Origin of the sequence: Janthinobacterium sp. 75, from assembly GCF_004365495.1 — a bacterium.
GTDB lineage: Bacteria > Pseudomonadota > Gammaproteobacteria > Burkholderiales > Burkholderiaceae_D > Janthinobacterium.
In genome coordinates this window covers 1,881,045-1,905,383 of the sequence record NZ_SORD01000001.1, presented here as the reverse complement: position 1 = coordinate 1,905,383, position 24,339 = coordinate 1,881,045, and the positions used below count along the sequence as shown (strand labels likewise).

Sequence of the window (24,339 nt, the reverse complement as noted above, 5' to 3'; positions counted from 1 at the left end):
ACTTGCTTTACGGTGGATTAGGATAAAGTTTGCTGCCAGTTCCCTGTCTACCTGCGGGAACCACCATCTTCGAACCTGCCGACAACGCAAATTCGACACTGTTACGTTACTTACACCTCATCGGCCACGATCCGCGGGAAGCGCAGCAATTCCTGTCCACCGGCTGTTGCCAGCCGCCTCGGCAAAAATTCCTGCATCGACCGCGTTGGGAGCGAGAGCCTGGCGCGGCTTGCCAGCGTCCGCGAGCCTTGCCCGCAACGCTGAAAACGCCAGTTGGCCCTGGCTGCCGACACGATCCACCGCGCCGATCAAGAGCCTAACTTACTGAAAACAAATACTATTTACGAAACAGAACTAGCTTGCCAAAGCACACAATACTTAGCATTTAATTATAGCACGCGAAAAATGTTTTTCCAGTGCGCGCCATACCCCCAGAGCAAGATTAGCGATTCAATAACTCGGCATCGCGCTCACGCTCCAGATCGCCTTGCTCCTGCATGATTTCGCGGTAGCGTACACCAATTTTCTCCGATGGCAAACCCGACGCAAACAATTGCTGCAATTCCGCCTTCAAGGCATTCAACTTGATCTCGCGGATGGTGCTCACCAGCCACGACAATTCGCTGTCGTAATCGGATTCCGTGCCGGCCGCGATCTCGCCGATGATCTCGTCATATTCGCTGCCCAACTCCTTCAACTGCTGCGCCAAGGCGGCGAAACTGCCATGCTCGCCCAGCGCCTGGCCCACGGCCACCAGCTGCCCCAGGCTGTGGGCTGCGTCCGGTCCCAGGTGCTGGAAGGCGGTCAGGGCCGCTTCGTCGATGCGCATGGTCAAGGGCGGATGCGCCACCAGCATGCGCATGATCTTCAATTCCAGCCCTACTGGAACGGGGCGACCCGATTTCGGCGGCGCGCGTCGCGCCACGGCAACGGGCTTGGCCAGCTCGAACAGGGCTTCGATCTCGGCCGGGGTGGACTGCGTCAGCTGCGCAAGTCCCCGCACGATCTGCAGGCGCAAGGACGACGGCGCCATCAGCTGCAACAGGGGCTTCGCGTCGAACTGCACGCGGGCGCGCCCTTCCGGCTCGGACAGATCATGCTCGCCCGACACTTCTTTCAGCAAAAATTGCGACAGCGGCATGGCTTCATGCACTTGTTGCTCAAAACCTTCGGCGCCAAATTCACGGATATAGCTGTCCGGATCATGTTCCGACGGCAAGAACAGGAATTTGATCGTTTTATTGTCCGACACGTGGGCCAGGCTGGCCTCCAGCGCGCGGCGGGCGGCGCGGCGGCCTGCCTTGTCGCCGTCGAAACTGAAAATCACGTTATCGGTCTGGCGCAGCAGTTTTTGCACGTGGGTGGGTGTGCACGCCGTGCCCAGGGTGGCCACCGCCTGCGGGAAACCCATCTGCGCCAGCGCCACCACGTCCATATAGCCTTCGGTCACCAGCACGTAGCCGGCGTCGCGGATGGCCTGGCGCGCCTCGAACAAGCCATATAGTTCGAAACCCTTGGAAAACAAGGGGGTTTCCGGCGAGTTCAGGTATTTCGGTTCGCCATGGTCGAGGACACGGCCGCCAAAGGCGATAACCTGGCCTTTGGTATTGCGAATCGGAAACATGATGCGTTCGCGGAATCGGTCGTAACGCTTGCGGTTATTCCCCTCTTCATCGACCTTGTCGATCACGAGACCGGCCTCGGCCAGGGCTACCACGTCGTAATCGGGGAAGACGGAGCGTAAATTATCCCAGCCGCCGGGCGCAAAACCCATGCCGAAGCGAGCGGCCACTTCGCCCGTCAAGCCCCGGTTCTTCAGGTAGGCGATGGCTTCGGGCGCGTGGCGCAACTGGCCACGGTAATAGTCGCAGGCCTGCGTCATGGCATCAGACAGGGCCATGCTTTGCGCCTGGATCTGGGCGCGCTGGGCCGGCGGAATCTTGTCGTCCGCTTCCGGCACGACCATGCCCACATTCTGCGCCAGGTCCTTGACGGCGTCGACAAAGCCCATGCCCGAGTACTCGATCAGGAAGCCGATCGAGGTGCCATGCGCGCCACAGCCGAAGCAGTGATAGAACTGCTTGGTGGGGCTGACGGTAAAGCTGGGCGATTTTTCACTGTGGAACGGGCACAAGCCCATGAAATTGGCACCACCTTTTTTCAGCTGCACATAGCGGCCCACGACATCGACGATATCGACACGGTTGAGCAAATCGGAAATGAAGGATTGAGGTATCACTGGCTAGGGCGGGTCTTGTTATAGGTCAAACTATACTACCGCACGTGGCCTGAGGTTGAGCCAGGTCAACGTGTGGGCGATTGAGCGGCTGCCAGCATGGGCCGGCAGCCGATTACTACTATTGTATGCTTACGCTGCTGGCGTCAAGGCTTTCTTGACCAGCGCGGACACCACGGTCATATCGGCGCGGCCCGCCAGCTTCGGCTTGACGATGGCCATCACCTTGCCCATGTCTTGCGGACCGGCGGCGCCCGAGGCGGCCACGGCGGCAGCCACTTCGGCCGCCACTTCTTCGTCCGACAGACCGGCAGGCATATAGCCCGTCAGGTGCACCAGCTCGGCTTTTTCGATGTCGGCCAGGTCGGCACGGCCACCGGCTTCGAACTGGGTGATCGAATCCTTGCGCTGCTTGATCATCTTTTCCACGATGGCAGTCACATGGGCATCCGTCAATTCGATGCGCTCGTCGACTTCCTTGCGCTTGATTTCCGCCAGCAACAGGCGAATCGTGCCCAGCTTGCCCGCTTCCTTGGCGCGCATGGCGTTTTTCATGTCTTCGGTAATTTGTTCTTTCAAGCTCATGGCAATCCTCGTGTTGGTAAGTTGGGCTCGATGCTCGTGCGCGCAGACTAAGAGCACCTAACATAAGCTACTGCGCGTCGCGATTTGCGGCCTCCGATGCTCACTGCGCATTCGCACAGCTGCGCTTCTCAGCCGCAACTCACTGCCGCTCGCTACGGTTCTATCAGGCGTTCCAAGCAGGCGGCCACAAAAGCGAAAACCCGCTGCGGCGAACCGGAGCGGGTATGCGACTCATCTGAAGTATCACTCCAGGCGAATCAAAACAAAACCCGTGGCGAACAATGCGCCGAACTACCCGGGTTGGTTCTGACTGAACAGTCTTAGAATAATTTTTTCGGCAGTTGTTGGCTGCGGATGCGTTTGTAATGACGCTTTACAGCAGCTGCCAGCTTGCGCTTGCGCTCAGCTGTTGGCTTTTCGTAGAATTCGCGTGCGCGCAATTCGGTCAGCAGACCCGTTTTTTCGATGGTGCGTTTGAAGCGACGCATTGCGACTTCGAACGGCTCGTTTTCTTTAAGGCGAATAGTGGTCATGTAAAATTCAAACCGTTGAGGTGGTGTATAGGAAGAGATAGATAGTAGCAGCTTTTATTCGGAAAGGGAAGCCCCTCCCCCACTTGCGTGCGGCATGCAGCCTGCGGTCGCTGCCGGAATGTGGCGTAAACCACGCACCGGGGCCGGCGCACCGGGCGCCAACACCCAATACTACAGAGTTGCTTACTGCAAGGCAATACCTGCCGCCACGCCGGAAGCCCAGGCCCACTGGAAGTTGTAGCCGCCCAGCCAGCCCGTCACGTCGACCGCTTCGCCGATGAAGTACAGGCCCGGCACCTTGTTGGCCATCATGGTCTGCTGCGACAGCTCGCGCGTATCGATGCCGCCGCGTGTCACTTCGGCCTTGCGGTAGCCTTCGGAACCGTTCGGCACGATGGACCAGGCATTGATGGCCAGTCCCAGCTTGCGCAGCTGTGCGTCGGGCATGTCGGCGATGCGCGCGTCCGGCGCCAGGCCGTTGACGGCCAGCATGCAGTCTGCCAGGCGCTGCGGCAGCCATTGCGCGACGATATTGCCCAGCTGCTTCTTCAGGGTGCCCTTGCCTTCGATGAGGGTCTGCGCCACGTCTACTTCCGGCAACAAGTTGATGACGATGGGCGTGCCCGGCAGCCAGTAGCTGGAAATCTGCAGGATCGCCGGGCCGGACAGGCCGCGGTGGGTGAACAGCAAATCTTCGCGGAAACGCGCACCTGTTGCCTTGCGGCCTTTCAGGCTGCCCGTTTCCACATCCACTTCCAGGGCGATGCCGGACAGTTCCGCGAACGGCGCCCAGCTGGCCGCATCGAACGTCAGCGGCACCAGGGCCGGACGCGGTTCGACCATCATCAAATCGAATTGTTTGGCGATGCGGTAGGCAAAATCCGTCGCGCCGATCTTCGGGATCGACAGGCCGCCCGTGGCAATGACGATGCTGGCCGTCTCGATGTCGCCGCTATCGGTCTGCAGCACGAAGCCGCCATCATCTTGCTGGACAACATTTTCAATCTTGCACGGCATGCGCCAGTGCACGCCGCCAGCGGCGCACTCGTCTTTGAGCATGTCGATGATCTGCTCGGCCGATTCATTGCAGAATTGCTGGCCCTTGTGCTTCTCGTGGTAGCCGATGCGGTATTTTTTCACCAGCGCGAGGAAATCCTGCGGCGTGTAGCGCGACAGCGCGCTTTTGCAGAAATGCGGATTTTCCGAGAGGAAATTTTGTGGGGTGGCGTTAATGTTGGTGAAATTACAGCGCCCGCCACCCGAGATGCGGATCTTTTCGGCCAGCTTGGCTGCGTGATCGATCAACACCACGCGCTTGCCTTGCTGGGCGGCAACAGCCGCACACATCATGCCGGCCGCGCCCGCGCCGATCACTGCCACATCAAATTGTTTTGCCATAAGAATTCCGGTCACCGCTGATTACAAAGACGCCATTGTAAACTGCGGCGACGCAGCTAGCGCGGCCGTGCTGCAATCTGCCGCGATGCCATCAGGCATTGCCCCACCTGCTCGGCGATCGACGGCGGCACGGGCACCTCGCCGCGCAGCACGGCAGCGATCCAGGCAGCCGTGGTGGTGGCATCGCGCTCGGCCGGCAAATGCGGCAACTCTTCCACCAGCGCCTGCTTTTCCACCAGCACCGTGCGTTCAGCACCATGGAACCAGTCGATCTGCTGCGCCTTGTTGGCGTTGGCCACCGTCTCGCCTTCCGTGCCGCGCATCAGGAAAGCGTCGCCGCGCGCAGGATCAGAGGCAGTCAGGAAATATTCACCGAGCATTTCCAGGTATTCCGGGTGCGTGTACGACACCAGGCGCAGAGCGGGCCCGGCGAAGGGCTGCATGATTTTCACCAGGGTATGCGTGGAATTGCGCACGCCCAGCACGCGCCGCAGCGACAGCATGTGTGCCAGGCGCGGTGCCAGTGACGCTATGGGCAGGAAGGCCGCTTCCCCGCGCGCCATGGCGGCCTCGGCTTGCGCATGATCCGGCGAGGCCGGCACGCCCAGCGCGGCCAGCACTTCGGCCGTGGTGATGCGGCCAGGGTCGCTGGTGACGCCATGCACGAGCACAGGTGCGCCCGCGCGCGCCAGCAGCAGCGCCAGCAAGGCCGTCAGATTGGCCATCTTGCGCGCGCCGTTGTAGCTGGGAATGATGATCGGAGCAAATTCACCTGCCGGCGCGGCAAGGGGTACGAACGACGCTTCAGCCGCGTCGAGGAAACCGGCGATCTCATCCACAGATTCGCCCTTGATGCGCATCGATAACAAAATGCCGCCCAGCTCCAGGTCCGACACGCGGGCCTCGAGCATGGCGCGGTACAGGGCGCAGGCATCCATGCGCGTCATGCTGCGCGCGCCGTTCTTGCCGCGTCCTATTTCTTTGATGAAACGTGCAGCGGGGAATGGCTCGCCGGCCACGTCGGTATGGGGTATGGAAACAGTCGTCATGGCGCCAGCTTACACGGATTTTTCCCCGTGCAGACGGGCTGGCGGATGGCTTAGGCGCCAATGCAACAGTCTTCCAAGCTATTTTTTTACGAATTTGCATCGCGTCTGCATCCGTACGCGCCGCCGCTACGTATAAGACTGCATGGGAGGACTCATCATGGAACACGCGATCAAACAGGAAACGGCCTTCGTCGGCATCGAAACGAGCAAGCTGCTGCTGAAAGCCGTGCTGCTCTCGGGCGGCGAAGTACTGTGCAAGGTGCTGGAAAACGACATGGCCGGCTACCGCTGGCTGCGCAGCTGGCTGCAAAGGAACGACGTCACCATCACGGGCTTGCGCGTCTGCATGCGCCTCGACATGACGTACAGCGAGGTTCCTGCCCGCGTGCTGGCGGACATGGGCATGCTGGTCTGCGATGCCCAGCCCTCGCAACTGGAAGAATATATACGCGGCCAAGGCTTGCCCGAGGACGCGGGGCGCAGCGCCGTGGTGCTGGCCAACTACTGCGAGGACAGGCGCCCCGCGCACTGGACGCCGCCATCGCCCGCCTACGTGGAGCTGCGCCTGTGGCTGCGCCGCCTGCACGCCATCGAAGGCGTGCGCAAGCAGGAGTCGGCGCGCCTCGATGCCCATCTGCAGGCGGGCCAGCATGCGCTGCACGCCCTGTTGCGCCAGCAGGTCGCCTGCCTGGACGCGCAGATACGCCAGCATGAAACGGCGATACTCGAGCATGTGCGGCGCCATCCCGGCCTGCCCCGGCCACCCGAGCTGGCCGGCAACTACCAGCGCATCGCCCGCTACAGCTTTGGCGCCAGCCTGGCCGGCGGCCATTGAGCGCCCGGGAGCAAGGGGCCGGCGGCGTGCCGGCCCTGCCATAAAAACAACTCATGCATTCCCGTTTTGGCCTCATCCCCGCCGCCAGGCCGCATTTCCGCTACACTATTGCCTCTTAAAGAACGCAATAGCGAAAGCCGAGCCAGAATCATGAATACGCCAGACATCGAAAATATCAACGTCACCTCCTTCGCGCCCATGCCAACACCGGCAGAACTGCACGCCAAGCTGCCCCTGTCGGAGAGCGCCTTCGACACCGTCAGCCGCGGCCGCGAAGCGCTGCGCAACATCATCGACCGCAAGGACCAGCGCCTGTTCGTCGTCGTCGGTCCGTGCTCCATCCACGACCCCGTCGCCGGCCTCGATTACGCGCGCCGCCTGAAAGCGCTGCAAGAGGAAGTCAAAGATACGATGCTGCTGGTGATGCGCGTGTATTTCGAAAAACCGCGTACCACCACGGGCTGGAAAGGCTATATCAACGACCCGTACATGGACGACTCGTTCAAGGTCAACGAAGGCATGGAAAAGGCGCGCCAGTTCCTGCTCGACGTGTGCGAACTGGGCCTGCCCACCGCCACCGAAGCGCTGGACCCCATCTCGCCGCAATACCTGGGCGACCTGATCGCCTGGACCGCCATCGGCGCACGCACCACGGAATCGCAGACGCACCGCGAAATGTCGTCCGGCCTGTCGACACCGGTGGGCTTCAAGAACGGTACCGATGGCGACATCAGCATCGCGGTGAACGCGATCTTGTCGTCGGCGCATCCGCACTCCTTCCTGGGCATTAACGCCGAAGGCAACGTCGCCATCGTGCGCACGCGCGGCAATGCGTATGGCCACGTGGTACTGCGCGGCGGCGACGGCCGCCCGAACTACGATTCGGTCTCGATCGCCATCGCCGAACAGGCACTGGCCAAGGCCAAGCTGCCGGCCAACCTGGTCGTCGACTGTTCGCATGCGAACAGCTATAAAAAGCCGGAACTGCAACCGCTGGTGATGGCCGACGTGGTCAACCAGATCCGCCAGGGCAACCACTCGCTGGTGGGCGTGATGATCGAATCGAACATCGTCAGCGGCAACCAGAAGATTCCGCAAGACCTGTCGCAACTGACCTACGGCTGCTCCGTCACCGACGGCTGCATCGACTGGGATACGACGGCCACGATGCTGCGGGACGCGCATGCGCATCTGCTGAACCGTCCCAAGTAAGCAGCAAAGAGCCGGGGTCAGACCCCCGACCACGTTGGCGCTGACCCTTGCGCTAGCGGCATTGTGGGTCTGCCCCCATATACCTATGCCATCTGCACATGCGGCAGCACGGCGTACGACCCGGCCAGCGCCTGTTCCGCTTTGCTGGCCGGGATATTCAGTTCATTGACGTCCAGGTAGATACGCCCGTCCATGATGCGCACGGCGTACAGGCGCGCCATGCCCTGCACGGGCGCCACCAGGCGGCCCGAATCGAGCTCGATGATCCAGCTGTTCTTCGGCCCCATCAGGTTTTTCTCCATCAGCACCCCGTGCGCCAGCGGGCCACCCAGGCAAGGCACCGTATCGAGCAGCGCGTACACCGTATCGTCAGCCGTGCGGAACAGCGCCACGCCCGGCAAATCCTGCCACGCAAGGCCCCGCTGCACCATGCGCGCACCCGCCAGCGGCATATCCTTCAGGCGGCAAATCATTTTCCATTGTTCTGGCATCGCGAACTCCCTTGAAAAAGGCACACGCTTGCCTAAGCAAAAGCGGTGCCAGTGCCGGTACAGGCGCAAGAAGGGCGAAATACAAGGCAAAACGCCACTGCGGCGCACTGCGCAAGTGCACACTGCCGCCGAAATGGTGCGCCGGCCGCACGGTGGACTGCCCGGCTTTCCTTTACAATGGCGGATTACTCCTCCCTATTTAACACCTTCATGATTGTTCTTGGCGTCGAATCCTCCTGTGACGAAACCGGCCTGGCCTTGTACGACACGCAACGCGGCCTGCTGTCGCACGCCCTCTATTCGCAAGTAGCCATGCACGAGCAATATGGCGGCGTGGTGCCGGAACTGGCGTCGCGCGACCATATCCGCCGCGCCATCCCGCTGCTGGAAGAGACCTTGGCCAAGGCTGGCATCAGTCTGCCCGAAATCGACGCCATCGCCTACACGCAAGGCCCGGGTCTTGCCGGCGCGCTGCTGGTGGGTTCCTCCGTTGCCTGCAGCCTGGGCCTGGCCATCAACAAGCCGGTGCTCGGCATCCACCACCTGGAGGGCCATCTGCTGTCGCCGCTGCTGGCGTCCGAGCCGCCGGAATTCCCCTTCATCGCGCTGCTGGTGTCGGGCGGCCACACGCAGCTGATGCGCGTCGATGGCGTGGGCCAGTACACCATGCTGGGCGAAACACTCGATGATGCGGCCGGCGAGGCATTCGACAAGTCGGCCAAGCTGCTGGGCCTCGGTTATCCGGGCGGCCCCGCCATTTCGCGCCTGGCCGAATTCGGTGACCCGCTGGCGTATAAACTGCCACGCCCGATGCTGCACTCGAAGGACTTCAATTTCAGTTTCTCCGGTTTGAAAACGGCCGTGCTGACGGTGGTGAAGAACCATGAAGAAAAAGTCATCGCGAATATCTGCGATCAGGACAAGGCGAATATCGCGCGCGGCTTCGTCGACGCCATCGTCGACGTGCTGACGGCCAAATGCGTGTCCGCCCTCAAGCACACGGGCTTGAAACGCCTGGTAATCGCCGGCGGCGTGGGCGCCAACGCACAGCTGCGCGCTTCGCTCAACGCGGCCGCCGCCAAGAAGCGCTTCAAGGTGTATTACCCGGAGCTGGAATTCTGTACCGATAACGGCGCCATGATCGCCTTCGCCGGCGCCATGCGCCTGCAAATCAACCCCGATGCTGCCAAGCACGATTATTCGTTCAATGTTCGCCCGCGCTGGCCGCTGGACGAAATCCGCGAAGTCTGATCACTCCAGCAGGAAGTTGCGCGCGCCCGCCAGGGCCGCGCCCTCTTCCACCGTTTCATCCTTCAAGTCCACGCCCGACAATTGCCGGCTGAATGCCTGCGACAGCAGGTAGTGCAGCCGGTACGCGGCCGGCGCATACGCCAGCCCCTCGGGGCGCACATTCGAGATGCAGTTGCGGCGCTCGTCCAGCAAGCCTACTTTTGGGGCCCACGTCAGGTACAGGCCCAGGCTGTCCGGGGAACTCAGGCCCGGCCGCTCGCCGATCAGCACCAGCACAGCCTTCGCTTGCAGCAATTGCCCCACCTCGTCGCCGATGGCCACCCGCCCCTGCGCCACGATATGCAGCGGCGACAGCGTCCACGCCTCCAGCGCCAGCCGTTCGCGCAAGGCGGCCAGAAATGGCGCCGCGTGGCGCTGCACGGCCAGCGCCGACAGGCCATCTGCCGCCACCAGCGCCAGGTCTACTCCCTTGGAGCCACCTACCAGCCGCGCGTGTGAAACGTCATCGAGCCGGCGCCCCAGGTCGGGCCGCTGCAGGTAGATGGCACGCGTGGCGGCGGCGCTATGCAGCTGCACGCAGTCTTGCCCTTGCGCGGCCAAGGCGCGTGCCAGTGCCTCGCCATCGAGCGCCAGATGCACGGCATCGCGCGCCTGGGCGTGGGCCAGCTGGAACGCCAGTTGCGCGCGGGTCGGCACGCTGACGCCGCAGCGTCCCAGCGCGATGCGCGCGACCGTATGCCGGCGCAAGGCTTGCCAGTCACTACCGACACCAATATCCGTTTTAGCCATACAGCCTCCCTGCAAGCGCGTATCCTTGCTACACTGCGCCGCAATTCCAGTTTATCACCGTCACTCACCACGCCAGGAACGCCATGATTGTTGCCGCCGATGCCGCGCAGTGGGACCAGCTGTACGATTTGCCTTTGCTCGAGCGCCTTGGGCCCGCCCAGGATGAAGTTATCGCCCATGTGGCGCAAGTCAATGCCTCCACCGGCGTCGCCGCGCAGCCCACTTCCAAGCAGGTAGACGCTGATTTCCATGCCGACGTGCGCGCGGCCATGGCCACCATGCCGGCCTCCGTGCAGGCGCTGCTCGACGGCGTGCTGCTGGGAGTGGGCTTTGCGCGACAGCTGGGTTCCTCGGCCATCAGCGACATCGTCGTCAGTAGCGAGGGCGTGATCCTGGGCGTAGTGGTGGCGCTCGACGTGGAAGCGTTCGAGGCGCGCACGGCCAATGCCTGGGCCACCTGGAAGGAGAACACGCCCTTCACGCCGCAAGATGGTTATCGCCTTGAAGCGCAGATCGCCGCACCCGAGGACGACAACCGCCAGCGCGCACTGCAATACTTGCTGCTGCACGAATTCGGCCATGTGCTGGCCGCCGGCCGGGGCTTGCTGCCCGAATGGTGGAACGCCGCGAAGGCCATGCGCAGTGCGCACGACTACCACTACCTGCCGCTGACCTGGCAGATCACGCCAGCATTGCAGGTCGTGCCCCTGCCAGGCAACGATTTCTCCCTGCGCGCAGACGTCGTGTATTACCAGGCGCCCCGCCTGGCCGCCAGCCAGATGCGCGACGCGTATGCGCAGCTGCAGGGCACGAACTTCGCCACCCTGTATGCGGCCACCAGCATGCATGAAGACTTTGCCGAATCTTTCGCCAGCTATGTGCACGCCGTCATGCTGGGCCAGCCCCAGCACATCCGCATTTTTCACAATAACGCCCTGCTGCTGCAGTTCGACGGCTACTGGAAAACAGAACGCAGCACGGCCAAGCGCCGGCTGCTGAAGCAGTTATTGGGCAAGTGATCAGTTAGCGGCGCAATCACCGGCAGCTGCCCGCGCCAGCATGGCGCGAAACGCCATAAAGACCTTCTGCATGACCGGACGCTTGTATGGGTACAGGGCTTCGGCATCCATGGCGTGTACGATCATGGCGTTGTCTGCTTCGAACACCAGCAATTCACCGTCACGCGTTTCGGCGCAATCGATGCCCAGATAAGGCATGCCCATGCGTGCATTGATGGCACACAAGGCAGCCGCATGACGCCGCGCAAATTCCTCGTCAAAATGCGCCATGCACCGGGCCTCCTCGGCGCGCTTGGCCGCGCTTTCCTCCATGCCCGCGTTCAGGTAATGAATCATCCAGTGCGAGGACACGGCGTAGTGGCAGATGTACGGCATGCCGTCGATCAGCACGATGCGGTACTTTCGGAACTGGCCATCCTCGCTGCGGTAGTCGACAAAGCGGGCGATGTAAAAGAGTGGCGCGTCGACGGCCTGCAGATAGGCGTGCAAGTCGCTGGCGTGCTCCATCTTTTCCAGGTCGTGGCCCGCGTGCGAACCGAGGGGCCGCACGATCAGGGGAAAGGCGTCGCCGGGCAGCACGGCATCGAGCGGCAATTCCCCCGCAGCTAGCGCCGCCAGCTCCGCGCGCGCGATGCGCACCGTACGTGGCATGGCCACACCGGGAAAATCCTGCAGCTTCCCGCACAGGCCATCGCGCGAGGTATGTGCGATATGCTGGGGCAGGTTGATGACCGGGCGTGGCCAGTCCGCCACGAATTGCGCCAGCAGCGCCAGCAAGGGCTGGTTGGCGTCCGACTCGGCCACGCCCACCAGCAGCACGTCGTGATCCGGCACTTCTTCCGGCAAGGGGCCTTCCAGCGTCAGGTACAGCAGGTCGAGCGCCACGTCGGACTGCTCGACGAGAAACTCGATGGGCGTATTCGACATCAGGTCGCCTGGCCCCATCAGTACCAGCACGCGGATGCCGGGGCCAGATTGCGGCGCTTGCGCGGGCAGCGCATACAGCTGCTGCAAGTCGATCGCCTGCGCCTGCACGGCCAGCGCCATCTCGCGCTCGCCCTTCAATTGCAGCACGGTGGAAAAATCCAGGCAGGCGTGCGCGTCATCGGGATACGCTTGCGCGCGCGCCAGCAGCGCTTCGCCCAGCGGCGCCAGGTCTTCCTGCAGAAAGGCAAGGCGCATCAGGGGCGCCAGGCCGATCAGCGGCGCATATGGCGTGGCAGCGTGCAGCAGCAAATCGTTCATGTTGGCTTTCCTTTCAGGACAGGCGCGCGGCGCCGAAGCGCAGCACGCCCGCCAGCAGCGCATCGATATCCTCGGTGCGCGTACGGTGATTGACGATGGCGGCGCGGATGGCCAGCTGCCCGCCGATGGTGGTAGTCGATGGCGCCGCAATGCCAGACTCGTGCAAGTCGGCGACGATCTCGCCATTGAAGGCATCGCTGTCACCATCGGCGACGCCACGGTGGCGGAAGCAGACGATGTTCAGGGTCACGGGCGCCAGCAATTCCAGCTCCGGTGTGGCCGCTATCTGCTCGGCCAGGTAGCGCGCCAGCACGCAGGTGTGCGCGATGGCAGCGCCCATGCGTTCGGCGCCGTGTACCTTGAAAGTGAACCAGGTTTTCAGCGCACGGAAGCCACGCGACAGGTCGGGGCCGAAATCGCAGGGCCAGGGCGAGCCACCCGCCAGCCCACGCGTTTCGCGCCGCAGATAGGCCGCCGGAGCGGCAAACGCCGCCATATGCCGCGTGCCGTCACGCACCAGCAAAAAGCCCGCGTCATACGGCACTTGCCCCCACTTGTGAAAATCAAACGCCAGCGAGTCTGCGAGTTCAATGCCAGCCAGCAGGGGCGCTACCTGAGGCGAAAGCATGCCCAGTGCCCCATAGGCGCCATCGACGTGGAACCACAGCTGTTCGTGCCTGGCCAATGCCGCCAGCGCCGATAAATCGTCGATGGCGCCCGTGTCCACGGTGCCGGCCGTGCCAGCGATAAAGAAGGGACGCAGGCCCGCCGCGCGGTCACGCGCGATGGTCTGCGCCAGGGCGGCGACGTCGATCTGCTGCCGCTCGTTGACGGCAATGCGGCGCAAGGCAGCCGTGCCCAGCCCGGACAGGTCCATCGCCTGCGCGATGCAGCCATGCGCGGCGGCCGAGGTGTACGCCACCAGCGGCGCGCCCTGCAAGCCATGCTGGCGGGCCTCCACGCCCAGCGCCTGCGTGCGCGCCACCAGCACGCCCATCAAGTTGGCCATCGAGGTACCCGTGACGAACACGCCGCTGGCCGACTCGGGAAAGCCGAACAGTTCGGCCATCCAGCGGGTAATCTGGCGCTCCACTTCCACCGGCATCTGGTTACGCCCGCCTACATTCGCATTCAGGCCGGCCGCCAGCATCTCGGCCAGCATGCCCACGGGCGTGCCGCCGCCATGCACCCAGCCCATGAAACCGGGATGCACATTGCCTACGGCGTAGGGCAGCACATCCTGCATGAAACTGGCGTGGGCCTCACCGAGCTCGCCCGGTGCGCGCGGCAACGGTTGCGCGAATGCCGCGCGGGCGCTGTCCGGCGCCGCCTGCCAAACAGGCCGCTGGCGAATTCGCTGTGCGTAGTCGAGCATGTCGTCGAGCATGCGATGGCTTTGCGCGCGAAACGCATCCCAGTCGTGCGGATCGAGGGAATCGGGGTCGGGTGGCAGCATGATGGCGTCGAATGGGGAGATCGCCGATTATCGCACCGGCGCACCCGCCCGGGGCGTCAATTTGCGCCGTTTTACGCCGGCAGCCGCCCCAGCGCCGCCTGGAAGGCGTGCGCCAGCACCCACTTCAGCCGGCCCTGCGCATCGGTGATCTGCATGTGCGCCAGCCAGGCCTCGAATTCGGGTGCGGGACGCAAGCCCAGCACGCGGCGCGCATACAGGGCATCGTGGAACGAGGTGCTCTGGTAGCCAAGCATGATGTCGTCCGCGCCCGGCACGCCCATGACAAAATTGCAGCCGGCCACGCCCAGCATGGTCAGCAAGGCATCCATGTCATCCTGGTCCGCTTCCGCGTGGTTGGTGTAGCACACGTCGCAGCCCATGGGCAGCCCCAGCAGCTTGGCGCAGAAATGGTCTTCCAGCCCCGCACGCATGATCTGCTTGCCGTCATACAGATATTCGGGGCCGATGAAACCCACCACAGAATTGACCAGCAGCGGCTGATACGCGCGCGCCACAGCATACGCGCGCGCCTCGCACGTTTGCTGGTCCATGCCGTGGTGGGCCCCGGCCGACAGGGCACTGCCCTGCCCCGTCTCGAAATACATGACATTGTTGCCCACCGTGCCGCGTCCCAGCGACAGGGCCGCCGCCTGCCCCTCGGCCAGCAGCGCCAGGTCGATGCCGAAGCTGCGGTTGGCCGCCTGCGTGCCCGCCACCGACTGAAACACCAGGTCGACGGGTGCGCCGCGGCGTATCGCCTCGAGGGTGTTGGTGATGTGCGTGAGCACGCAGGACTGGGTGGGTATTTGATACTGGTCGATGACGGCGTCGAGCAAGTGCAGCAGCGAGACCACCTGCGCCACATTATCTGTGGCGGGATTGATGCCGATCACGGCGTCGCCGCTGCCCAGCTGCAGGCCATCGAGGATGGAGGCGGCAATGCCCGTGGCGTCGTCCGTCGGGTGGTTCGGCTGCAGCCGCGTGGACAAGCGGTTTTCCAGGCCCAGCGTATTGCGAAAGGCCGTGACGACCTGGCACTTGCGGGCCACCAGTACCAGGTCCTGCAAGCGCATGAGTTTCGAGACGGCCGCCGCCATTTCCGGCGTGATGCCGGCGGCGATCCGGGACAGTAGCGCCGTATCCGTCGCGTCATCGAGCAGCCAGTCGCGAAAGTCGCCCACGCAAAGGTGAGAAATCGGCGCAAAGGCGGCGCGCGCATGCGAGTCGATGATCAGGCGCGTGACTTCATCATCTTCATACGGCACCAGCACCTCGTTGAGGAACAGCGATAACGGCACCTCCGCCAGCGCCAGTTGCGCCGCCACCCGCTCCCGCGCGCTCGATGCCGCCACGCCGGCAAGCACATCGCCCGAACGGGGCGGCGTGGCCTTTGCCAGCAGCTCCTTCAGGCTGGCGAACGCATAGGTATGCTTGTCTATCGTATGACTGAAGCGGGGCATGGTTCGGTTCCTCCATGCCCCATTCTACGCCAGGCTACAGGCTGCGCAGCGCCCCTTCCAGCTGTGGATAGCGGAAGACAAAGCCGTCGGCCAGCAAACGGCGCGGTGCGACCCTTTGACCTTCCACCAGCAAGTCGGCCTGCTCGCCCAGCAAGGCGCGCATGGCGAAGGCCGGCGTGGGCATGAAGCTGGGCCGGTGCAGTACCGCGCCCGCCACCTGGGCGAGGCGGCGCTGCTCGATGGCTTCCGGCGCGCAGAAGTTGTACGCGCCGCTCACCGCGCCTTGTTCGCTGCGGCGCGCCAGGTAAGCGACACCGCGGATCACGTCGCGCACATGCACCCACGATACCCATTGCTTGCCGCTGCCGAGCGGGCCACCCACGCCGAAGCGGATCGGCAAGAGCATCTGCGGCAGCGAACCCTGGTGGCCGAAGACGAGGCCAAAGCGCATGCAGCCCACCTGCACGCCAAATTTCTCCGCCTGGCGCGCGGCCGCTTCCCATTCCTGGCACAGCTGCGACATGAAGATGGCTTGCGGCGCGCTCTCCTCCGTCAATTCCGTCGCGTCGCCCTGCGGCTGCACGCCGTAGTAACCGATGGCCGACGCGGACAGCAGCACCCTCGGCTTGTGCTGCGCGCGGGCGATCCACGCCACCAGGTCCTGCGTCAGCACCACGCGGCTGCGGCGCAGGGCAGCCTTGCGCGCGTCCGTCCAACGCTTCCCGACGATGCGCGCGCCGGCCAGGTTGACCACCATATCGATGCGCTGCGCGTCCGATAATTCGTTCAGCGACTGGATGCAGCGCAGCTTGCCGTCGAAGGTCCACGCGGCCTGCTTCGGCTGGCGTGTCAGCACCGTCACCGCGTGGCCGTCGGCCAGCAGGGCGCTGACCAGCTGCTGGCCGATGAAACCCGTGGCGCCCGTCACCAGCACGGACTGTGGCGCGGCGGCAAATCTCAGGTGTTCCTCTTGCTCTGCCGTCTCCTGTACCTTGCGCCGGCCCAACTGCCACACGGCATACGCGTCGCGCAGGCCGGACAGGCCCACGCCCACGCCGCACAGGGCCAGGAAGACGCTGAGCCAGCCATAAGGCTGCCACACGAGGGCCGTCGGCAGGCTCGCCCACTGGCTGCTGTTCAGGGCCAGCAGGGCGATGAAGGCGCCCGCGTTGATCGCCAGCACCGTGTGCGTGACCCGCTCCGTGGCGGGCAAGAGGCGGGTCTGGTCTTCGACGACGAAGTCCCACAGGGTCAGCACGATTTCCACGCCAAACACGATCACCAACACCCAGGCCCAGGCGCCATGCCATTCCCAGGCGGCCAGGCCGACGAACAGCAGGCTGTAGATCAGCGCACGCGTGGCATGGATGGTCAATTCCAGGCGCGCCGAGGCCTTTTGCGGCAGCGCTTCCGTGATTTCATGGTGGTAGATGGTGTCGAAGGCGCCCAGGCAGCCTTGCGCCGCCATCAGTTGCAGGGCCAGCAGATGCGTATTCATGGTGTGTCCTTGTGAAGGGTGGGCGCCGCGCTTTCGCGGAACACGCCGACCTGGGTGAAGGTGGTGCCGAACAGGGCATGGCGGATTTCGATGCGGATGTTGAACTGCTGCGGCGTGTCGTTGCGGTGGCAGAGATAGGTCCTGCCTGGCGTGAGCACCCCGGGAAGTGGCATCCGCCAGCCGAAAAGATCGAGAAAATAGCCATCGCTGGTGAAGTGCAGGTTGCCTTCTTCGACATGCAGCACCAGCTTCATGCCCAGCCCCATACCCACGTATTCGAGCACTTCGCCCTGTGCGCTTTCCGCCATGTAGGACGTGAAGCGGATGGGCGCGCGCCCGTGCAGACGGTAGGTGCGCTGCTTGAAGATGAAGGGGCAGCCGGGACGTGAATAGACTTCGATATCGACGGGGAAGTCGTGGTCGTCGTACGGAATCAGCGCGCCATCGATGAAGGGACGCGTCAGCCAGCCCAGCACCTTGCCCAGGCGCGAACTGGTGAGTTCACTGAGTTCGCCCTGGTAATACAGGGGCTGGCCCGGCGCTGGATTTTTCTCGAAGCGGCGGCGGATGTCCGGATGCAGGGTGAGCCACTGCTCGCCCATCACCTTCCTGAACAGCTCTCCTTCGGAAGGCCCGTTCATGACTTGCCCGGCTTTTTCGATTTCGCCGGCTTGTCGTCCGGACTGAGGAACTTGGCCACCTTGCCGCCCATGGAGAGCATGCGCTGCAGGGTGGCCGGCGGCAGGTTTTTATAGTCGCTGTAAGTGCTGCTGAGCATTTCCAGGAAGGCCAGCACTTCGCCCATGCGTTCCAGGGTGGCCGGCGCAATGGCCGCATCGTGCTCGCCCTCGATCGCGCACTCGCGCAGCACCGTCAGGGTGGGATCGATCTCGCGCCGCTTGCGTTCCTCCATGATGACCCGGAAGATTTCCCACACATCCTGCAGGGCGACGAAATGGTCGCGCCGGTCTTTCAATACATGCGTGATGCGCACCAGGCCCCAGCTTTGCAATTCCTTCAGGCTGTTGCTGACATTCGAACGGGCCACGTTCAGGCTGGCCGCGATGTCTTCCGCCGTCAGCGGTTCGTTGGCCAGGAACAGCAGCGCATGGATTTGCGCCACCGTGCGGTTGACGCCCCAGCGGGTGCCCATTTCCCCCCAATGGAGAATGTACTTTTGCGTGGTGGGACTCAGTTCCATGATTTTCTCTTATTTCTGTCGTTACAGAAATGTAAGACGGAACGGAAACAGAGTCAAGCACGATTCGTCAAGACTTTGCGGGCGGCTGGCCCATGGCGCGCAGGAAGGCTTGCTGCGAGGCGTGCAGCTGGCCATAACCGAGTTCGCGGTAGACGAGGCCGTGGCGCGGCGCCAGTTCGGCCAGGATGCGCGCCAGCGCCGGGTAGTGGCGGTGATTCCAGGTGGGGAACAAATGATGCGTGAGGTGCAAATTCAAGCCGCCGAGCCAGTAGCCGAGCCAGCGCAGGCGGCGCGGTTGCGGCGTCCAGTCGCAGGCCGTGTAAAACGTGTGCTGGTACCAGTCATGCGGCAGGGTGCCGTCTGCGCCCGGCTGAAAAAATTCCACTTCGGCCCAGTGCGTACCGAGGATCAGCGCCACCAGAGCGCATGAGGCGATCATCTGGCCCACGAAATACGCGCCCAGCACGACGTCCCAGGCTATGCCGTGCTGCCGCAGCACCCACATGGGCAGCGCCAGCACCAACGCCACATGGCCCAGCTTCCAGCCCAGGAACGACAGCCAGCCGCGCCAGCCCTGCAAGCGGCTGTGCGCGGCCACGGGTGTCTTGCCGAATCGGTCCAGCCAGTCGCCATACCAGTTCAAATAAGGCAGCGACAGGGCAGCCACCACTGGCCAGTACAGGTATTGATAGCGATATTGGGGCGACCAGCTTTGGTACGGCGTCTGGCGCAGGAATGGATTCGGTTCCGTGTCGAGGTCATAGCCTTCCACGTTGGCATAGGTGTGGTGGAAATGCACGTGGCGGATAGTCCAGAAATCCGTATCCACGCCCACGGGCAAGCCCACCAGCCGGATCAGGATGCGATTCAGGCGTCCCTGGCGGAAGACGGCGCTATGGGCAGCATCGTGCAGGGTATTCATGGCAAGCGCCATGGCCGTGACCAGGCAAGCGACATAGCTGCCGGCGAAGCCCAAGGTGCTGTCAGCGCGCAGCGCCAGCACATACAACAATACCGTCAGCACGGCCAGGAAGACGGCTTTTGCGTGCATGCGCACATCGCCAAAACGGTGCTTTCCTTCGGCCGCCAGGTAGGCGTCGGCGCGCGCGCGCAGTTCGCGGCGGAAGGCGGAATCGCGTGCGGGCTGGAAGCGCAACGGGGGCAAGGGAGGCACTGGCGTCACGCGCGCGTCCCCGCCGCTGCCGGCCACCACAGGCGGCGCGCGCCGTCGAGTCCATGCGCCAGCAACGCTGCCAGGAATGCCGTGCCCCAAGCATCGCGGGCGCCATACCAGCCCAGATACAGGGCCGGCATGGCCAGGGCGATGGCCACCCAGGCGATGGCGCCCCAGCGGCGCGCATCTGACAGGCCACCCAGGGCCAGGGTGCCGGTGAAGATCAGCGCAAACAGGATCGCCTGCTGAGTGCCGGCCAGCGCCGCTTCATGGTTGACGTAATAGATCACCAGGCCAAACAGGATCACGCCACCAATGCCGATGAACAGCTCGGGCACGTGGAAGTTGCCGCGCGACTGCCAGTGGGGAAAGCGCGCGCGCAGCCATTTGAACAGCTTTCCGTTGCTGGCCAACAGGGGGTTGTGCGTGGGCGTCATGCCCTTCACGCCATAGCGCATTTCCACCCCCGCGAGTTCGGGCTGGAAGCTGCCGAACAGCCTGTCCCACAACAGCAGGGTACCGCCGAAATTGCGGTTGATGTAGCGTTTATCGGTGCCGTGGTGTACGCGGTGGTGCGAAGGCGTAACCATGAATTTGTCGAGGATGCCAGACTTGTTCACCAGCGCATTATGGTTATAGAACTGCACCGTGTAATGCAAGGACGAGACCACGAGGAAGATTTCCAGCGGCACGCCAAGCACGGCCAGAATGGCGATGAAGGGGAAATTCGTCAGCGATGAATACCAGGAATTGCGCACGCCCAGCGACAGGTTGAAATGCTCGCCCTGGTGGTGCACCACGTGCACGGCCCACAGCAAAGGGATTTTATGGTGCAGCCTGTGCATCCAGTAAAAGCACAGGTCCCAGGCAAAAAAGGCGAACACCCATTGCGCGGCCACGGGCCACTGGTCGACGATATGCAGGTTCACATGGCGCAGCAGCATGGCGAAGGCCGCCACTTCCACGCCGCGGAATACCCACATCAGGATGTGGCCGGAATTGAGATTGAAAATGACGTCTTTCCACGGCACCGGCGTCTTGCGCACCCATTTCAGGATCAGCAGTTCGGCCAGCACGAAGGCCAGCATGACAAGGAAAGAGAGGGCAAAGGGATTCATCATGATGCGGATTTTATGGAAATGGCGCGGCGGGCAGTCAAGGATACCTGCATTTTCGCCAACATGCCGCCAGCGATGCCCACGGCCAGACCGGCGGCCAGGTCGATGCTCACGTGCCGGCGCAGCGCGATGATGGCGTAGCAGATCGCCAGGCCCAGCATCACGGCCAGCGCGGTGCGCACCAGGTGACGCCTGTCGCACAAGGCCCACACGCACAGCAGGGTCAGGGCGCCATGCAGCGACGGCAGGCAGTTTTGCGCGGAATCGGCCGCTTGCAGCAAGCGCAGCGCCTGCGTGCTCCAGGCACTGCCTTCACCCACGGGCGGATATGCGAGGGTGGTCGGATACAGCAGGAAGACCACGCCGCAGCTCAGGGCAGAAAGCGCCATTGCGCGCGCCAGCCAGCGCACACGCGCTGCATCGGCCACCAGGTAGGCGTAGGGGATCAGGATAAAGAAAGACAGGTACAGCCAGATGGCGGCATCCGTATAGGGAATGGCGCGGTCGATGGCCGTTTCGGGCAGCAGCACGCCCTGCCCTTGCAGCAAGTCGCTGGAAAAATACACAAGGCCGACACTGCCCCAGCCGGCCAGCAAATGCAGCAGGCGGCCGCGTGCAGTCATGGGAGAAGGATTCATGCTGTCGCAAGGCGCCGGATGCGGCGCCGTTTCATGGTGGGGTCAAAGGAAGGCAATTCGGCGCTCATCGTCCAGGCCAGGCCGTCGACGGCCACGCCCAGGCCGCGCAGCACCGTTGCCAGGTGCGCGCGCAGGGCGGCCAGGCCGGCATCGTCCAGGGCCGCGTGCAGCTGCAAGGCCGCTACATCCGACTGCACCAGACGGTAATCGGCGTCCGGCGGCAAGGCTTGCGCGAAGGCCCGCGTCAATACATCGGCAAACACGGCGACGGGTTCGCCGCCGCACGCGGAAGGCAGCAGCAGCATGTCGTCGCAGCGCCCTTCGATGCCGGCGATGGCGCGCGTGGCGCGGCCGCACGGGCATGGCGTGGCGCGCGCGAGCAGGATGTCATCCAGGCGGTAGCGCACGATGGGCTGCGTGATGCGCGTAAAGTCCGTAATCACGGGCACGAAGCGGCGTTGTTCCTCATCCAGCCATTGCGGCTCGACGTGCACATATTCCTCGTTCAGATGCAGCACGCCGTGCTCGCAGCTACTGGCAAGAAAACCCTCGGTGGCCTGGTAGATTTCATGCACGGCGCCAAACGCCTGCACGATCAGGGCGCGGTCCTGTGCTTCGAGCACTTCGGCAACCGAAATGACTTTTTTCGGTCCCAGCACCAGGCTGCCGTCGATGACGCGCAAGGCCAGCTGGCGCAGCACCTGGGCCGGTGCGACGATGACGGAAGGCTGATATTGCGCAAGCTGCGCGCACAGGCTGTCGAACGGTTCGAACAGGTCATAGAAGGCAAAGGTGAGCCACGGCGAGCGCACGGCCGTGTACAAATTGCTGTTCGCGCGCAGGAACAGGGCCACCCGTTCGCCGGAAAACAGCCCGTCTGGCAGCGCCTTGGCCAGCATCACGCCCGCCCATTGGGCTTTTTCGCGAGGGCTGACGGTAAACACGGCGCGCCGCGAGGAGGTGCCCGACGACAGGCCTACGGTGATATCGCCCACGGCAGGCGTGAAGTCGCGGCTATGCTCGGCGGCCATGGCAGAAGCCATCGCCTGCGCTAAAGTGACGCCTTCCGTGTTCATGGCATCAAAGTGTTCGAGCATCAGCGCCTTGTTCATGCTTGGCCACTGCGCCAGGGGCAGCTTGCGGTACGGCGCAAAGTAGCTGCTGCGCGCGCACAGCGTGTCCATGAAACGCGCCAGCTGCTCCTGCTGGTAACTTTCCAGCTGCGCGCGGCTTGCGAAGCGCAAGCGGCGCGTGCGCCAGTACGACAGCAACAGCCAGAAAATACGCTTCACGGGCGGCCCGCCACAGGCAAATAATCGAGCGTATCTTCATGCGTGATGCGTATCTGCGCATTGCCCGACTGGTGCAGCTGGTGCAAGCGGTTCAGGGTCGCGTAATACGGGGCGCGCTTGTGCTGGATGATGAACGACAGTTCGGACGGCCCGCGCAGCTGCTGAAAACTTTCCGGCACCCAGGCCGCGTCCGAGGCCAGCAAGGTCCAGCCGCCATCCTGCAGCACGAAGGCACCGATATGGCCGATGGCGTGGCCGGGCAGGTCGACGATGTAAATCTCGCCTGTGCCGCTGACATCGCGCCCGTGCGTAAACGGCAGCAAGGCGGCCGGCAAGGGCGTCTCCGGCACGCTTTCGACAAAAGCCAGGCGGTCGGCAATGTCGGACGGCAGCAGCTCGGGCACGAAGGCCTGGCGCACGGCGGCAACGCCGGACAGGCCGCGCACGGCGTCCCAGCCCGGTTTTGACGCCATCAGACGCGCGCCGGGAAAGTCGCGCAGGCCGGCGATATGGTCGGCGTGGAAGTGCGACAGCAGCAAGGTGTGGATGTCGCCGGGGGACACGCCATGCGCGCGCAACTGGCCCTGCAAGGACTCCTGCGCGTCAAACGAGATCGGCGTCACCCACGCATACATGCGGTACACGCCCTTCGCCGTGGCGGCGCGGAAGTGTTCGGCGTAACCGGTATCCCACAGGTACAGGCCCGCGCGCGTTTCGATCAGGTAGGCGCGCGAGGGGAAGCAGAGGCTGGCCAGCCCGCTGCCTTTCAAGACCATGCACGATGGGTGGGTGCAGTGGCCGACGCGAAACGCGGTAATGCTAGCCATTGCGTTCCTTGCCCACCTTGTGCGCCGCCGCTTCCTGGCGCATCCACTGCGCCGTCAGGGCGATGCCTTCCTGCAGGCTGACGATGGGACGGTAGCCGAGCACCTTGCGCGCCTTGGCGTTATCGAGCGTCATGTCGAAACTGAGCGCGCCGATGCTGTAGGGCGTGAGGGAAGGCTCGCGCCGCGTGAAACGCGAAGCGAACTGCATCAGGCGCGCAGCCAGCGCCAGCACGCGGTACGGCACGTTGACGATCTCGAACGGCTGCTGCAGATGCTCGCAGAACAGGCTGCGCAAAATGTCGCACAGGCGCGCCGGTTCGCCATTCGTGATGTTGAAGGCGGCGCCCGAAGCGATGGTCTTGTGCACGGTGGCCAGCCACATCGCGTGCACGACATTGTCGACATAGGTGACATCGATGGTGACCGCGCCGCCCCTGGGCAGCGGCAGCTTGCCGCCGCGCTCCTGCAGCACGCGTGCCAGGCGCGGGATCAGCACCTGGTCGTGCGGGCCGAAGATGGCGCGCGGGCGCAGGATCACGCAAGTCATGCCGCGATGGCGGTCGACCGACTCCTGCACCAGCTTTTCCGCCATCGCCTTGGAGCGCGCATAGGCGTTGACGTAAGCTTCTGGGCGGAAGGTTTCCGCTACCTCGTAGCGGTTGCGGTAATCGAAATACATGGCCGGGGTGGAGATGTGCACGAAGCGCGCCACGTGCAGGCTGGCGGCCGCGCGCAGCAACTGGCCCGTGGCCGTGACGTTGGCGGCGATGAAGTCGCGCTCCGGGCCCCATGGCGAGGACAGCGCGGCGCAGTGCCAGACGGTGTCCATGCCGCGCACCAGTTCATCGACCTGGCGCGGCGATGCTTGCGCCAGATCAAGCGCGACGAATTGCGCGCCCATGCGTTCGAGTTCACGGCCGACAGCGGCGTTGCGGCCCGTGGCGCGCACTTCCACGCCCTGCGCCAGCAATGTACGCACGGCATTGCGTCCCAAGCCGCCCGTTGCTCCCGTGACCAGTATCCGCCTCATCG

Annotated in this window: 23 protein-coding genes; 4 read left to right on the top strand and 19 right to left on the bottom strand. The window is 63.8% G+C overall.

The features are described from left to right. Window positions 1-442 precede the first annotated feature (442 nt). From dnaG to ybiB, 5 genes are all read right to left on the bottom strand, one after another. Window positions 443-2,239, bottom strand: coding sequence for a DNA primase (dnaG, locus tag C8C89_RS08700; RefSeq protein WP_101482659.1), 1,797 nt, complete (start codon window positions 2,237-2,239; stop codon window positions 443-445). 129 nt (window positions 2,240-2,368) lie between these two features. Continuing rightward, window positions 2,369-2,821, bottom strand: coding sequence for a GatB/YqeY domain-containing protein (locus tag C8C89_RS08695; protein WP_034746974.1), 453 nt, complete (start codon window positions 2,819-2,821; stop codon window positions 2,369-2,371). Window positions 2,822-3,141: 320 nt separating this feature from the next. Then, entirely contained in the window at window positions 3,142-3,354 is a 213-nt protein-coding gene (gene rpsU / locus C8C89_RS08690) for a 30S ribosomal protein S21 (RefSeq protein WP_008451879.1), read from the bottom strand. 183 nt (window positions 3,355-3,537) lie between these two features. Beyond that, window positions 3,538-4,752, bottom strand: a complete 1,215-nt coding sequence (locus tag C8C89_RS08685; protein WP_133989409.1) for an NAD(P)/FAD-dependent oxidoreductase — start codon at window positions 4,750-4,752, stop codon at window positions 3,538-3,540. A gap of 56 nt (window positions 4,753-4,808) precedes the next feature. Then, window positions 4,809-5,801 carry a DNA-binding protein YbiB gene (gene ybiB / locus C8C89_RS08680; RefSeq protein WP_133989407.1) on the bottom strand — a complete coding sequence of 331 codons (993 nt, stop codon included), beginning with the start codon at window positions 5,799-5,801 and terminating at the stop codon, window positions 4,809-4,811. A 157-nt stretch (window positions 5,802-5,958) separates the two neighbouring features. Here ybiB and C8C89_RS08675 point away from each other — a divergent pair, with 157 nt between their 5' ends. Continuing rightward, a complete protein-coding gene (locus C8C89_RS08675) occupies window positions 5,959-6,636 on the top strand; it encodes a hypothetical protein (protein WP_133989405.1) in 678 nt (225 codons plus the stop codon). A gap of 150 nt (window positions 6,637-6,786) precedes the next feature. After that, window positions 6,787-7,848, top strand: coding sequence for a 3-deoxy-7-phosphoheptulonate synthase (locus C8C89_RS08670; protein WP_101482663.1), 1,062 nt, complete (start codon window positions 6,787-6,789; stop codon window positions 7,846-7,848). An 83-nt stretch (window positions 7,849-7,931) separates the two neighbouring features. Here C8C89_RS08670 and C8C89_RS08665 read toward each other — a convergent pair whose 3' ends face one another. Continuing rightward, on the bottom strand, window positions 7,932-8,339 hold the full coding sequence (locus C8C89_RS08665; RefSeq protein ID WP_101482664.1) for a nitrite reductase (NAD(P)H) small subunit: 408 nt from the start codon (window positions 8,337-8,339) through the stop codon (window positions 7,932-7,934). Window positions 8,340-8,549: 210 nt separating this feature from the next. On the opposite strand from C8C89_RS08665, the gene tsaD reads away from it, so the two are divergent. Then, window positions 8,550-9,590, top strand: a complete 1,041-nt coding sequence (tsaD, locus tag C8C89_RS08660) for a tRNA (adenosine(37)-N6)-threonylcarbamoyltransferase complex transferase subunit TsaD (RefSeq protein WP_133989403.1) — start codon at window positions 8,550-8,552, stop codon at window positions 9,588-9,590. On the opposite strand, the gene eutC is transcribed toward tsaD, so the two are convergent. Next, window positions 9,591-10,379 carry an ethanolamine ammonia-lyase subunit EutC gene (eutC, locus tag C8C89_RS08655; protein WP_133989401.1) on the bottom strand — a complete coding sequence of 263 codons (789 nt, stop codon included), beginning with the start codon at window positions 10,377-10,379 and terminating at the stop codon, window positions 9,591-9,593. It abuts the gene before it with no gap. Between the two features lie 83 nt (window positions 10,380-10,462). Between eutC and C8C89_RS08650 the strand changes: the two genes are divergently transcribed. Next, window positions 10,463-11,398 (top strand): hypothetical protein, encoded by a 936-nt coding sequence (locus C8C89_RS08650; protein ID WP_133989399.1) that lies wholly within the window; start codon window positions 10,463-10,465, stop codon window positions 11,396-11,398. Here the strand turns inward: C8C89_RS08650 and C8C89_RS08645 are convergent, their stop codons facing one another. The 12 genes from C8C89_RS08645 to C8C89_RS08590 all read right to left on the bottom strand — a co-directional run bounded on the left by C8C89_RS08645 (window position 11,399) and on the right by C8C89_RS08590 (window position 24,337). Next, window positions 11,399-12,643, bottom strand: coding sequence for a RimK family alpha-L-glutamate ligase (locus C8C89_RS08645; protein ID WP_101482668.1), 1,245 nt, complete (start codon window positions 12,641-12,643; stop codon window positions 11,399-11,401). A 13-nt stretch (window positions 12,644-12,656) separates the two neighbouring features. Then, the gene (locus C8C89_RS08640) at window positions 12,657-14,099 is read right to left on the bottom strand and encodes an aspartate aminotransferase family protein (RefSeq protein WP_133989397.1); all 1,443 of its coding nucleotides are present in this window, start codon (window positions 14,097-14,099) and stop codon (window positions 12,657-12,659) included. 71 nt (window positions 14,100-14,170) lie between these two features. Continuing rightward, on the bottom strand, window positions 14,171-15,559 hold the full coding sequence (locus C8C89_RS08635; protein WP_133989395.1) for an ethanolamine ammonia-lyase subunit EutB: 1,389 nt from the start codon (window positions 15,557-15,559) through the stop codon (window positions 14,171-14,173). A gap of 34 nt (window positions 15,560-15,593) precedes the next feature. Further along, the gene (locus tag C8C89_RS08630) at window positions 15,594-17,057 is read right to left on the bottom strand and encodes a TIGR01777 family oxidoreductase (protein WP_133989393.1); all 1,464 of its coding nucleotides are present in this window, start codon (window positions 17,055-17,057) and stop codon (window positions 15,594-15,596) included. Next, window positions 17,054-17,698 (bottom strand): DUF4166 domain-containing protein, encoded by a 645-nt coding sequence (locus C8C89_RS08625; RefSeq protein ID WP_166674692.1) that lies wholly within the window; start codon window positions 17,696-17,698, stop codon window positions 17,054-17,056. The genes C8C89_RS08630 and C8C89_RS08625 overlap by 4 nt, the downstream gene beginning before the upstream one ends. Continuing rightward, window positions 17,695-18,258 (bottom strand): MarR family transcriptional regulator, encoded by a 564-nt coding sequence (locus tag C8C89_RS08620; RefSeq protein ID WP_133989391.1) that lies wholly within the window; start codon window positions 18,256-18,258, stop codon window positions 17,695-17,697. Before C8C89_RS08620 ends, C8C89_RS08625 begins: the two co-directional genes overlap by 4 nt. Window positions 18,259-18,325: 67 nt before the next feature. After that, a complete protein-coding gene (locus tag C8C89_RS08615) occupies window positions 18,326-19,441 on the bottom strand; it encodes an acyl-CoA desaturase (protein WP_243857943.1) in 1,116 nt (371 codons plus the stop codon). Then, the gene (locus C8C89_RS08610; RefSeq protein WP_133989387.1) at window positions 19,438-20,553 is read right to left on the bottom strand and encodes a sterol desaturase family protein; all 1,116 of its coding nucleotides are present in this window, start codon (window positions 20,551-20,553) and stop codon (window positions 19,438-19,440) included. The genes C8C89_RS08615 and C8C89_RS08610 overlap by 4 nt, the downstream gene beginning before the upstream one ends. Further along, on the bottom strand, window positions 20,550-21,188 hold the full coding sequence (locus C8C89_RS08605; protein ID WP_243857942.1) for a phosphatase PAP2 family protein: 639 nt from the start codon (window positions 21,186-21,188) through the stop codon (window positions 20,550-20,552). Before C8C89_RS08605 ends, C8C89_RS08610 begins: the two co-directional genes overlap by 4 nt. Next, entirely contained in the window at window positions 21,185-22,480 is a 1,296-nt protein-coding gene (locus C8C89_RS08600; RefSeq protein WP_133989385.1) for a F390 synthetase-related protein, read from the bottom strand. The genes C8C89_RS08605 and C8C89_RS08600 overlap by 4 nt, the downstream gene beginning before the upstream one ends. Next, window positions 22,477-23,307, bottom strand: coding sequence for an MBL fold metallo-hydrolase (locus tag C8C89_RS08595; RefSeq protein ID WP_133989383.1), 831 nt, complete (start codon window positions 23,305-23,307; stop codon window positions 22,477-22,479). Before C8C89_RS08595 ends, C8C89_RS08600 begins: the two co-directional genes overlap by 4 nt. Continuing rightward, window positions 23,300-24,337, bottom strand: a complete 1,038-nt coding sequence (locus C8C89_RS08590) for an SDR family NAD(P)-dependent oxidoreductase (protein ID WP_133989381.1) — start codon at window positions 24,335-24,337, stop codon at window positions 23,300-23,302. Before C8C89_RS08590 ends, C8C89_RS08595 begins: the two co-directional genes overlap by 8 nt. Window positions 24,338-24,339: the final 2 nt, after the last annotated feature.